The organism is Shewanella sp. SM20, assembly GCF_025654545.1.
Classification (GTDB): Bacteria; Pseudomonadota; Gammaproteobacteria; order Enterobacterales; family Shewanellaceae; genus Shewanella; species Shewanella oncorhynchi.
Window position 1 is genome coordinate 1 of the sequence record NZ_JAKKRK010000040.1, and the last position, 12,181, is coordinate 12,181.

At 46.8% G+C, this 12,181-nt stretch carries 11 protein-coding genes; 9 read left to right on the top strand and 2 right to left on the bottom strand.

Annotated features, from left to right (window positions below; all coding sequences use genetic code 11):
• Nucleotides 1-526: 526 nt before the first annotated feature.
• Nucleotides 527-922, bottom strand: a complete 396-nt coding sequence (locus L5M18_RS16035) for a VOC family protein (RefSeq protein WP_263149029.1) — start codon at nt 920-922, stop codon at nt 527-529.
• Nucleotides 923-1,107: 185 nt separating this feature from the next.
• Between L5M18_RS16035 and L5M18_RS16040 the strand changes: the two genes are divergently transcribed.
• The 3 genes from L5M18_RS16040 to L5M18_RS16050 all read left to right on the top strand — a co-directional run bounded on the left by L5M18_RS16040 (nt 1,108) and on the right by L5M18_RS16050 (nt 4,592).
• Nucleotides 1,108-1,689, top strand: a complete 582-nt coding sequence (locus L5M18_RS16040; protein WP_028760527.1) for a DUF502 domain-containing protein — start codon at nt 1,108-1,110, stop codon at nt 1,687-1,689.
• 398 nt (nt 1,690-2,087) lie between these two features.
• Entirely contained in the window at nt 2,088-4,064 is a 1,977-nt protein-coding gene (locus L5M18_RS16045) for a BCCT family transporter (protein WP_105249669.1), read from the top strand.
• A gap of 165 nt (nt 4,065-4,229) precedes the next feature.
• Nucleotides 4,230-4,592 (top strand): YajD family HNH nuclease, encoded by a 363-nt coding sequence (locus L5M18_RS16050; RefSeq protein ID WP_028760525.1) that lies wholly within the window; start codon nt 4,230-4,232, stop codon nt 4,590-4,592.
• 26 nt (nt 4,593-4,618) lie between these two features.
• Here the strand turns inward: L5M18_RS16050 and L5M18_RS16055 are convergent, their stop codons facing one another.
• The gene (locus tag L5M18_RS16055) at nt 4,619-4,852 is read right to left on the bottom strand and encodes a DUF1289 domain-containing protein (RefSeq protein WP_219256120.1); all 234 of its coding nucleotides are present in this window, start codon (nt 4,850-4,852) and stop codon (nt 4,619-4,621) included.
• 159 nt (nt 4,853-5,011) lie between these two features.
• Between L5M18_RS16055 and L5M18_RS16060 the strand changes: the two genes are divergently transcribed.
• The 6 genes from L5M18_RS16060 (at nt 5,012) to L5M18_RS16085 (ending at nt 12,170) form a co-directional block, all read left to right on the top strand.
• On the top strand, nt 5,012-6,361 hold the full coding sequence (locus L5M18_RS16060) for an SAM-dependent methyltransferase (RefSeq protein ID WP_263197728.1): 1,350 nt from the start codon (nt 5,012-5,014) through the stop codon (nt 6,359-6,361).
• A 253-nt stretch (nt 6,362-6,614) separates the two neighbouring features.
• The gene (locus tag L5M18_RS16065) at nt 6,615-7,664 is read left to right on the top strand and encodes a 3-oxoacyl-ACP synthase III (RefSeq protein ID WP_028760522.1); all 1,050 of its coding nucleotides are present in this window, start codon (nt 6,615-6,617) and stop codon (nt 7,662-7,664) included.
• A gap of 168 nt (nt 7,665-7,832) precedes the next feature.
• Nucleotides 7,833-8,744 (top strand): alpha/beta fold hydrolase, encoded by a 912-nt coding sequence (locus L5M18_RS16070; RefSeq protein WP_263197729.1) that lies wholly within the window; start codon nt 7,833-7,835, stop codon nt 8,742-8,744.
• A complete protein-coding gene (oleC, locus tag L5M18_RS16075; RefSeq protein ID WP_263197731.1) occupies nt 8,744-10,600 on the top strand; it encodes an olefin beta-lactone synthetase in 1,857 nt (618 codons plus the stop codon). The genes L5M18_RS16070 and oleC overlap by 1 nt, the downstream gene beginning before the upstream one ends.
• 149 nt (nt 10,601-10,749) lie before the next feature.
• Nucleotides 10,750-11,895 (top strand): 2-alkyl-3-oxoalkanoate reductase, encoded by a 1,146-nt coding sequence (gene oleD, locus L5M18_RS16080; RefSeq protein ID WP_263197733.1) that lies wholly within the window; start codon nt 10,750-10,752, stop codon nt 11,893-11,895.
• A gap of 35 nt (nt 11,896-11,930) precedes the next feature.
• Complete coding sequence (locus L5M18_RS16085; protein ID WP_105249662.1) at nt 11,931-12,170, top strand: DUF3624 domain-containing protein; 240 nt, start codon at nt 11,931-11,933, stop codon at nt 12,168-12,170.
• The last annotated feature ends 11 nt before the right edge of the window (nt 12,171-12,181 follow it).

A 12,181-nucleotide genomic window follows, 5' to 3' on the forward strand; every position in this document is an offset into this window, starting at 1 on the left:
AACCAACCAGCAAGTTGCTAAGACACTTGATTTGATGATGAGACAGTCAGACTGATCTACTAAAAACCTTACGAAAACACAGGCTCTGATGAAGCCGCAGGGATGATAAGGACAGTAGAAGCAAATATCCATCAGGGCCAGAGGAATCCCTCAATAAGAGGCCGAATATATGGGTGCAATGAACTCTTCTCAAAATTGATATCGAATGTCTTGCAAACCGGATGGGTCCATATATGTTTTAGTAGAGCCCTCAAGGATGAGTTTACGGCGAGTCACTGGGGAAGTAATGATAATTAACGCTGCAAAACCCAGTCGTCTTGTTTTGAGCACTCGCTTTTTAGCTGAGCCTATAGGGATACTTCTTAATTAGCTAAAAGGATCGCGAGTTAATCAGGGAAGTAATGACAATAAATGCCACTCAACTGTCGAGAGTCTTATCGCAAACAACAGTGAACCAGTATAACGTCAGCAGCAGTTCTGCTCGCCGCGTGCTAGCAGAACTGCTGCTGATATTGCCCCAATTCGCTTATCCCGTGCAGGCGGGTAGATATTCTGATAACTCAAGCAAGTTATAATCTGGGTCGCGGATATAGACAGAGTTTATCCGGCCTGTGGCGCCAGTTCGTAGCACTGGTCCTTCAATGATTTCAATCTGAAGTGCGTTTAAGTGGACGATCACTTCTTCTATATTGTGGCTGACCACAAAACACAGGTCGGCACTGCCGGGCGTGGCTGTTTCGGCTTTAGGTTCAAATTCTGCGCCCGCTTGGTGCAAGTTAATCTTTTGGTCGCCAAAACTTAACGCAATACGTTGATTGCCAAATACCACTTTTTTCATCCCGAGCACGGTTTGATAAAATTCGACACTGGCGGCGATGTCTTTTACGGTTAAGACCAAATGATCTAAGCGGGTTACGCGCATTTTACTTTCCTTAGAATGGCTCAGAGTGGGCCCTGAATTTGAACGCTGTCTCTATGCTTGAGACTATTACTGCCAGATACCTTACATCATGTGCTGGTGCAAAAGTGACTCTGTGGTAGCATTTGTGGCGTTTTTTGCGTAAATATTTTATGCCTTCTGTATCCCTATGACTGAATGAGAGTGTGATGAAAAAAACCTTAGCCCGCGGCTTAATGAATCTATTACCTATGGCCTTGAGTTTGTGGCTATTTTGGTCGTTGTTTGTATCGTTAGATGGTTTGGGAATTGTGATTTTAGAGTTGGTAGGGATTAACCAACACTTTGTCGGCGCGGGATTTATGCTGGTGGTGGCATTAGTTTTTGCCGTGGGCCTGCTGTTTTCGGTCAGCCCGATTGTGTGGCTTTATGGTTGGCTTGAGCGCCAGTTGATGCGTTTCCCATTGTTTAAATCGGTTTATGGCAGTATCCGTGATATCGCCTCTTTGATGAATCGTGATGGTAAGCCAACAAGCCAAAAGACAGTGTTAGTGAAACAGGCGAATGGCAGTTTTGTGGTGGGTTTTATTATGACGGATACGCCGCCACAGCCCTTGTTAGATGCGCTACCAGAGGGCGATTGGGTGCCTGTGTTGTTCCAATTGAGCTATCAAATGGCGGGTGTGACGAGCTTAGTTAAGCGGGATGATTTAATTATGGTTGATTGGTCGTTTGAGGAGGCGATGCGCTTCAATTTAACTGCTGGTATCTCGCAGTCACCGACTAAGTAATCCGATGAAGGTTTGTGCGTTTTAGCGTTTAAAATTAAATTTGATGATTTTTGTGGTATAATTTTTTGGCGACCAATATGGTTGCCATTTTTTATGCTGAATATTCTAGTAATATATTTGTTTTATGCTAAAGGTGGGTATTAGCTGCCTTAGTGGTGTTAATTCTGTTTATCCATCAATCATTGGCTTAAAAAAGTCGAGTGTTGTTAATCCCGTTGTTCAGATCCTGTCGCGTTTAGCCATAGCGAGTCGTTGCCATGATCTTTGGGATTTCCCCCATACTGGTCATAGATGAGCCACGCAGTATTAACCAAATTTTAAGTATAAGTTTTGTCCTATCTCGCCGTTGGTATGTTGAGATATTTGGAGTGTGAACCCGCTAGAAATAGGGAGAGTCAATGTCAATCAAGTCTAGTATTAATCCGCCGGTATTTTATTCGTCGGTCTTTTTCATCATCTTGATGGTGATGATTTGCGCAGTATGGCCCACAGAGGCAAACACCTTTTTTAGATCAATGCAGTCATGGATAGAAATGAAAGCCGGCTGGCTTTACATTCTAAGTGTGGCGTTTTTCCTGATTTTTATCATATTTGTCATGGTTAGTCGCTTCGGCGATATCAAACTAGGACCAGATCATTCAGTGCCTGACTACAGCTATAAAAGCTGGATCGCCATGTTGTTTTCGGCGGGTATGGGTATTGGTCTGATGTTTTTTGGGGTCGCTGAACCTGTGATGCACTATCTGGCGCCGCCGGATGCAACCCCTGAGAGTCTTATTGCCGCAAAAGAGGCAATGAAGATCACTTTCTTCCATTGGGGACTGCATGCTTGGGCGATTTACGCTGTGGTGGCATTGAGTCTGGCCTATTTCTCTTATCGACATAAGTTACCGTTATTGCCGCGAAGTGCGCTTTATCCCTTAATTGGTGAACGCATCTATGGTCCTATTGGCCATACAGTGGATACCTTTGCTGTGCTTGGCACTATGTTTGGGGTGGCGACATCACTGGGCTTTGGGGTGTTGCAGGTTAACTCGGGTCTGAGTTATCTATTTGAAGGTTTACCTAATAATGCTGTGGTGCAGGTGTGTTTGATTATCGGCATTACTTTATTGGCGACATTATCGGTATTTTCTGGTCTCGATAAAGGCGTGAAACGCTTAAGCGAACTCAATCTGGGTCTCGCGATTATTTTATTGCTTATTGTCTTGATCCTTGGCCCTACGGTTATGCTGTTGCAGGCTTTTGTGCAGAATACCGGTAGTTACTTAAGTGATTTAGTGGGCAAAACCTTTAACTTGTACGCTTATGAACATAAGGAAGATTGGCTCGGAGGCTGGACCTTGCTCTATTGGGGCTGGTGGATTTCATGGTCTCCTTTTGTCGGTACCTTTATTGCGCGTGTGAGTCGCGGCCGTACCATCCGTGAGTTTTTGATAGGTGTGTTATTTGTGCCATCGGCGCTGACCTTTCTGTGGATGACGGTATTTGGTAATACGGCGATTGATTCGATTATGAATCACGGCGCGACCTATCTTGCCGAGGCGGTGAATACCGATGTGTCAGTGGCCTTGTTTGTGTTTTTCGAGCACATGCCGTTTCCTACGTTACTTTCTGGGATTGCGATTTGTTTAGTCGTCACTTTCTTTGTGACCTCGTCGGATTCGGGATCCTTAGTGATTGATAATCTAACCTCGGGTGGTGATAACAATGCCCCCGTATGGCAGAGGATCTTTTGGGCACTGTTGCAAGGGGTCGTGGCATCGGTATTGTTGTTAGCGGGTGGGTTACAGGCGCTGCAAACGGCGGCTATCGCCAGTGCTATGCCGTTCTTAGTGGTGATGCTATTCATGTGTCTGGGCTTATTTAAAGCCCTGAAAAATGATTGGCTGAAGATTAATAGCGTGCAGTTACACAATACTAGTGTGCAATACGCCAAAACTAATATGAGCTGGGAAGAGCGTATTGGGGTTTTAGTCTCGCATCCTACCCATGAAGAAGCGCAAGTGTTCTTGAATAATGTTGCGACGCCCGCTTTGTCTAAGGTGTGCCAACACTTTATGGCTAAAGGCATAGTGGCCGATCTTGAATACTTAGATGGCCGCGTGCGATTAGTGATCAGCAATGAGGTGAATTTGCCCTTTGTTTACGGTGTACGAACGCGTTGTTTTGACATCACTAACCCAATAGGGACTGAAATCGAGCAGGGAAATACCTTGTATTACCGCGCTGAAGTGTACCTTGAACAAGGTGGTCAGCATTACGATGTGATGGGTTATACCGAAGAGCAAATCCTCGCGGATGTGGTGACTCAGTATGAAAAATACTTACATTATTTGCATTTGTCGAATGCCGATCATGCCCACGTAAGCTAAGTAACGTAAGTTAAGTAAGCTAAGCCAGTAACGTAAGTCAGCTTAGCCATTTACGTCTACAAATCGCGCACGATTAACCCGCAAAGTGCGGGAGATATTGCCCCAAGTGATAACTCGGATTATCCTTGGGGCAATTTTTTTAGGGTTTGTTTTAGGGATTACACTATGTCATCAGTGCCAGGCCAGAGTAAGTTAGATAAAGTATTAGCCGATGCGCGGGAGTACAAAGCTAAGCGTGAGAGCGGTTACCGTGAACAAGCGTTAAAACTCTATCCTTGGGTGTGTGGCCGCTGTACCCGCGAATTTACCCCAAAAAACTTAAGTGAACTGACTGTGCATCATAGGGATCATAACCACGATAACAACCCGTCAGACGGTTCAAACTGGGAATTATTATGTCTTTATTGCCATGACAACGAACATTCTCGCTTTGAAGAATTGATCCGTTACGGTAGCACCACAGAAACCAAGCAAGCGGCGGCGACCTACAATCCCTTTGCTGACTTGAAATCAATGCTGAAAAAATAGTCTTGTAGGCTGTTAGCAGGCGGCGTTTAGTCTTTGTCGGTTAAACGCGCTTCGGCAGCTAACCATTTATCACGGCTTAAAATATGCTGGTTTTCACTGCCTTCAAATAACGTTTTACGGGCGGGAAGTTGCTGACAAATGGTCGCCTGTTGCGTTTCGCTACTCGTGCGCCAACTGACAATTTCATCTATATGTCGAAAGCAGCCCATGCAGTAGTCTTCATCATTTAAACCGCAGCGTGCGACGCAAGGTGAAAGCATGTGTGTCCTCTTTAGGTATTGCTGACCGCGGTTTGCAGTTAACAGTCAGGTTGAGTGCTTTTAATGGCCGCGATACTAACATTTTTTCGCATAAAGTCATCCGTAGGGCTGATTCGCTCAGCCTAATACGAGACAAGTATTTTTTACACTGGGCATGACGTGAACCAAGATAATCTGCAGCAACAATTCACTTACTCACAGCAATTTAGCAAGCTTAATCAGTTGCTTGAAAAGAGTGCTGCCCTGTGGCAAGTGCGTGCATTTGAAGTGAACGCTTTGCCTTGGGCACAGGATTTTCCGCTGTTGGCCGAAGCTGTGTGGGCGCTGGCTGATGATGAGCTTGATGGACTCGATGCCGAGCAATCTTTACTGGTTAAGACGTTGTCACCGGCATTAAACCGCGATCTTAGGGCATTAGGCCAAGATTGGGACTTGTCATTGCTTACCACTGCCATTGCTGATATTGCAATTACCGATACCACAAAGGTAGATAAAGCGCAGGACCGCGGTTTGTCCTTTGATGATGAGGCGCACTTTAGTGCTCACATTAAAGGCCGAAAATGGCAGCAAATTACCGCCTTTGTGCAGCATTTACCGCAGCTTAATTTACCTGTGCTGGAATGGTGTGCGGGTAAAGGGCATTTGGGCCGCTTGATTGCTAAAGCTCGCGGCGCCGAAGTGGTGAGCTTAGAGTGGCAGGCGCCGCTGTGTGAAGCAGGGCAGGCTTTTGCTGATAAGTGGCAGTTATCGCAAACCTTTATTTGCGCCGATGCCTTTGCTATTGGCGCTGAGCACAGGGCTATAGCCACTGTCGAAACACCAGTTGAACATCCCTCAGCAGCGAATCCGTTAACAACTAACCCCTTAACTGCTCAGCAGCAAGCAGTTGCTTTGCATGCCTGCGGAGATTTGCATGTTCGGCTGTTAACGCTGGCGGCCGAGGCGGGCACGCAGGCATTGGCTATTTCTCCCTGTTGCTATCATTTAATTCAAGCGAGCCATTATCAGCCGTTATCCATTCTTGCTCAGCAGAGCAGCCTAAAGCTCAGTCGCCATGATTTACAGTTACCGCTGCAGCAGAGTGTGATCGCTAATCCCAAACAGCAAGCGCTACGCCATCAAGAAATTGCGTGGCGCTTAGGCTTTGATGCACTGCAACGTGAATGTCGACAAATCGACGAATATTTGCCTTTACCCTCGTTAAAACAGAGCCAGTTGAGCGGCAGTTTTACGGATTTTTGCCTGTGGGCGGCCGAGACGAAGGCAGTTAATTTAGCGAAAAACAGGGATTTTGAAGCTTGGCTTGACGTTGGGCGACAAAGACAACAATTAACTCGCCGTATTGATTTAGTCGCGCATTTATTCCGCAGCGCACTGGAGCAGTGGTTAATCTTAGATCGCGCTTGTTTTTTGCAGGAACAAGGATATGGTGTTTGCGTGGGTGAATTTTGTGCAAACAGCGTCACACCAAGAAATACGCTGATTTTAGCGCAAAAAATGGCGGTATAATTTTGCGCGTCTAAAAACATACTGTACTGTGATGTTTTTTATGAATTATTTCTATATTAGCGCATTTAAGTTTAGTGATAGTGAATTCAGGGCCGTCGTGTTTGGAACCTGCGCTGTGAGACAAGTCTTACACTCAAGATGGTTTTTTATTGAATCATCGGGCTTTTCTTGTTCAAATGTCGCATTAATGACGAATAACAACTGAAAGCTGACCTGCTGGTCAGTCATTCTAGTGAGCGAATAAAACAGTTTCATGAAATATTCCCGCGTATTTATTAATAGCCTGGCCTATGAACTGGCGCCTGTTGTGGTTTCCAGTAGTGAGCTAGAGTCTCGTCTTGCTCCTTTGTATCAAAAGTTCCGTATTCCTATGGGACAGCTTGCCGCATTGACTGGGATTACCGAACGCCGCTGGTGGCCAAAAGGACATCAATTGTCCGACGGTGCGATTAAAGCTGCCCGTAAAGCCATGGTTGAAACTGGGATTGATGTCGCCGATTTAGGTGCGGTTGTCTATACCGGCGTGTGCCGCGATCAACATGAGCCCGCGACCGCGTGTCGTATTGCTGCCGAATTGGGTGTGTCAAAAGACACTGCGATTTACGATATCAGTAATGCTTGTCTTGGGGTGTTATCGGGTATTTTAGATATCGCGAACCGTATTGAGTTGGGTCAAATCAAGGCGGGTATGGTGGTGTCCTGTGAGTCGGCGCGGGATATTGTCGATGTCACTATCGATAACATGTTGGCCGATCCGACCATGCAGAATTTTGCCCAGTCACTGGCGACCTTAACCGGTGGTTCTGGTGCCGTGGCGGTGATCCTTACCGATGGCAGCTTGCCGCTGACAAATGTGCGTCAGCATCAATTGCTGGGGGCATCGCACTTATCGGCGCCTGAGCATCACCAGTTGTGTCAATGGGGTCTGCAGGAAGTGGGGCATAACCTGTATCGCGAGTTTATGCGTACCGATGCCGTTACCTTGCTTAAAGAAGGCGTTGAATTGGCGAAGCACACTTGGGAGCATTTCCTTGAGCAGCGTAATTGGCTGGTTGAGCAAGTGGACAAAGTGATTTGCCATCAAGTGGGCGCCTCAAACCGTAAGCAAGTGCTTAGCGCGTTAAATATTCCCCCTGAGAAAGAATTTCCAACGTATCAGCTGCTGGGCAATATGGGCACAGTGTCGTTACCGGTGACCGCTGCGATGGCGCACGATCAAGGCTTTTTGCAAGCGGGCGATCAAGTGAGCTTTTTAGGCATAGGCAGTGGATTGAATTGCATGATGTTAGGTATTAAGTGGTAGGGTGCAGTGCACCTTTTCACGCCTTTGCTTGATGGCTAGAATACATTCGAGTCAACCCAGTAAGTCCATGATTCAGTTGATAGCTTAGTCTTTAGTTCTGTCGATAAGCTAAGCCAGCTGTACATAACCCGTTATTCGCTCTCATAAAGAATCAAGATAGGAAGCGTCATGTTAGACACTCTGTTGCCTTTTAAACGTCATTTTCTTAGCCGTAATGGCAACAAGCTACATTATATCAACGAGGGTCAAGGCGAACCTGTGGTGATGGTTCACGGTAATCCTAGCTGGTCGTTTTACTACCGCAATCTTGTTAGCGCCTTAAAAGACACACATCAATGCATAGTGCCAGATCATATCGGCTGTGGTCTGTCGGATAAGCCAGACGATAGCGGCTATGACTATACCCTTAAGAACCGTATCGACGATCTCGAAGCTTTGCTCGATAGCCTGAATATGAAAGAAAACATTACCTTAGTCGTACACGACTGGGGCGGCATGATAGGTATGGGTTATGCGGCGCGTTATCCTGAGCGCATTAAACGCCTAGTGATATTGAACACGGGCGCTTTCTATTTGCCCGAGACTAAACCATTCCCTTGGCCGCTGTGGATCTGTCGTAATACCCTGTTAGGCACAGTGTTGGTACGCGGTTTCAATGCCTTTTCGTCTATTGCTTCCTATGTGGGTGTTAAGCGCCAGCCGATGTCGAAATACATTCGCGAGGCGTATGTCGCGCCGTTTAACTCTTGGGCTAATCGCATTTCGACGCTGCGTTTTGTGCAGGATATTCCACTGCGTGAAGGCGATAGAAATTATCAATTAGTCTCTGATATTGCTGCGAGTTTACCTAAATTTGCTAAAGTGCCGACCCTGATCTGCTGGGGTCTCAAGGACTTTGTGTTCGATAAGCACTTTTTAGCAAAATGGCGTCAGCACATGCCCCATGCGACCGTGCATGAGTTTGCCGATTGTGGTCACTACATTTTGGAAGATGCCAGCGATGAAGTGATTGCCCATATTAAAGATTTTATGGCTGACGACCACGTAGAAGCGGCGCCGTCCGAACAGGCCGCAGGTTAATGTCGACCTTGCTTGAGACTGAAGTGGCTCCTTTGGTTGCTCCTTTAGTGACGCCGTTGGAAACGCCGCTTTTAACGGGTTCTTCTACGTCAGCAACGGTCAGTGATGCCAATATTTGTCGTCATCTCAAGCAAGCAGCCCATGCCATTCCCCATCATCTTGCGGTAGCAGTACAAAGCGCTCAGGGCGCTTCTGTGGCGAATTTGCGTTACAGCGAGTTGGACTTCCTTAATCTGGATAGACAAAGCGATGCGATAGCCTTTGCGCTTAATGCCCATGGCATTGAGCGCGGCATGAAGGCTGTGCTTATGGTCACGCCGAGTTTGGATTTTTTTGCACTTACTTTTGCGCTGTTTAAAGCGGGGGTTATTCCTATCCTAGTTGATCCCGGCATGGGGATCCGCAATCTTAAACAGTGTTTTGCTGAAGCCGCGCCCGATGCCTTTATCGGTATTCCCAAGGCTCATATTGCTAGACGTCTATTTGGTTGGGGTAAGGGCAGTATTAAGTCATTACTCAATGTTGATGACGGCAAAACAGGCTTAGCGGCAAAGTTAATCCGTATCGGTACTGGTGCGATAAGTTTATCGACTCTGCTGCAAAGCACCTCAGTGCAATCTTCTGCTCCAAAGTCTGAATATCCCATGGTGATGCTCAAATCTGATGAGATGGCGGCAATTTTATTCACCAGTGGCAGTACCGGCACGCCTAAAGGCGTAGTGTATAGCCATGGTATGTTTGAGGCACAAATTCAAGCGCTAAAAAACGATTATGGCATTTGCCATGGCGAGCGCGATTTAGCCACTTTTCCGCTGTTTTCACTCTTTGGCCCCGCACTTGGCATGGCGTCTATCGTTCCAGAAATGGATGCCAGCAAACCTATTACTGCTAATCCTGAATTCCTGTTTGCCGCGATTGAGAAATATCAATGCAGTAATATTTTTGTTAATCCCGCTTTGCTCGAACGTTTAGGCCGCGCGGGGGAGCAAAAACAGCATAAATTGCCTAGCGTACAGCGGGTGATTTCCGCGGGTGCGCCAGCCACCATTGCCTCCATCGCCCGTTTTAGTAAGATGCTGAGCCAAGGTGTGCCGATTTTAAATTCCTACGGTGCAACCGAATCTTTGCCTATTAGTATGATTGCCAGCGATGCGTTATTTGCCACGACTGACATCACAGATAACGGCGGTGGTATCTGTGTCGGTCGCGCTATCGATGGCGTGACGATTCGCATTATTGCTATCAGCGAAGAGGTTATTCCCGAGTGGGATGATGCCTTACAGTTGAATAACGGTGAAATCGGCGAGATAGTCGTGCAGGGACCTATGGTGAGTCAGTCCTATTATCTAAACAATAGTCAGCACGCTAGCCAAAACGAAAGCCAAGGCAAACGCGCGACTGCGGCGGCCAAGATTTGGGATTCGGCAACCAATACCGTTAGACACCGCATGGGCGATTTGGGGTATCTTGATGATCAAGGTCTTCTGTGGATGTGTGGTCGTAAGGCCCACAGAGTCGACGCTACCCTTAACGGATTGTTTGCTAAACGTTATTATTCCATTCCCTGCGAGCGCATTTTTAATACGCATCCCAATGTGAAGCGCTCCGCTTTAGTGGGAGTGAAAGTGGCGAACGAGATAGAGCCGTTAATTTGTATCGAACTCGACCAGTCATTGGTGTGCAATAAGAGTCAGCAGTTGTACCAAGATTTGATCGCCATTGCCGAGCAATTTACGCAGACTCAGGGCATAAGGCGGTTTCTTATTCATCCAGATTTCCCTGTGGATGTGCGGCATAATGCCAAGATTTTTAGAGAAAAATTAGCCGTTTGGGCACAATCACAAACGAAAGGTTGATTTAAAACTCCACGGCTTTTTCCTGCATTTTTTACGTTATATTCTGTGTTCATTTGAACAAACTCGCTTATTTTTAAGCCCTTGTGCTTATTTTAAACTTATTACACCGACTTTAAGTTCATGTAAATGTGCTGAAATGGATACCCTTAATGACGAAAGACCCAATCAAGAGCACGACGCTTGCCCAATTTGATGCGGCTGAACAAACGGCACTCGCGCAGCTCGCGCTTAAGGTGCAACACGCCTTTGTCACGGGGGCGGGGGGATTTTTAGGCAAAACGATTTGCCTGAGATTGTTAGCTGCGGGCATTAAAGTCACAGGTTTTGCGCGTGGGCATTATCCCGAACTTGAAGCACTGGGCGTAGTCATGCTGCAAGGGGATTTAGTCAATAAAGATCTGCTGCAACAGGCGATGCAAGGCTGCGATATTGTATTTCATGTGGCGTCTAAAGCAGGTGTTTGGGGTGACAGAGACAGCTATTTTTGTCCGAATGTGAAGGGCGCTGCCAATGTGATTGCCGCTTGTAAGGCATTAAAAATAGATAAGTTAGTTTATACCAGTACCCCGAGTGTGACCTTTGCAGGGCAGGATGAATCGGGTATTGATGAGTCTACTCCCTATGCCACAAGATTCTTGAATCATTATGCCCACTCTAAAGCCATCGCTGAAAAGATGATGCTCGACGCCAATCAAGTGGGTGACATGCCACTTGAAAATCCTAGTGTGACTCAAGTATCTAGCCAAGTGACGACTCAAGCCACTGGACCCTATGCGTTAAAAACCGTCGCACTCAGGCCGCATCTGATATGGGGGCCTGGCGATCCCCATCTAGTGCCACGGGTATTGTCGCGCGGGCGTTTAGGTAAGCTTAAACTGGTTGGCCGCGAAGATAAGCTGGTCGATACCATCTACATAGACAACGCCGCCTATGCCCATGTGCTGGCGGCGCTGGAACTTTGCCAAGCAAAGCCTAAGTGTCAAGGGAAAGCTTATTTTCTGAGTAATGATGAACCCATCACTATGGCCGAGATGATCAATTTGATTTTGGCCTGCGATGCTTTACCGCCAGTGACTAAGCGTGTGCCTCAATCTGTGGCCTATGTAGTAGGCGCAGTATTAGAAAGTGTACATTACCTCCTAAAGAAGCAAGAAGAGCCCATGATGACGCGTTTTGTCGCACGGCAGTTATCCTGCAGCCATTATTTTGATATCAGCGCAGCTAAACGAGATTTAGGTTATCGTGCGCTCGTCTCTATTAATCAAGGGATGGCAAGGCTTAAAGTGTCGCTTTAGTTTTAGATATACTGCCATCATGGTATTGGGGATTTATGAGTTGCGGTGATTGTAAAACGTCAATTTTCAGGCAAAAGATTGGTCGCTGCAAACGCTGTATGTGGCAGCTTACGGCTTTATCGGCCATCGGCTGGCCGCTGTGGTGGTGGCTTTATCGTGATGCGCCTAGGGATGTAAACTCGATTGCATTACTGTTTTTCTGCGCGGCTTTTACGGGGTTACTTGCTTTGCACCTTATCGTATTGGCTTACCGTCGCCTCAGAGGGCGAAAGTAAGCCAACTGACT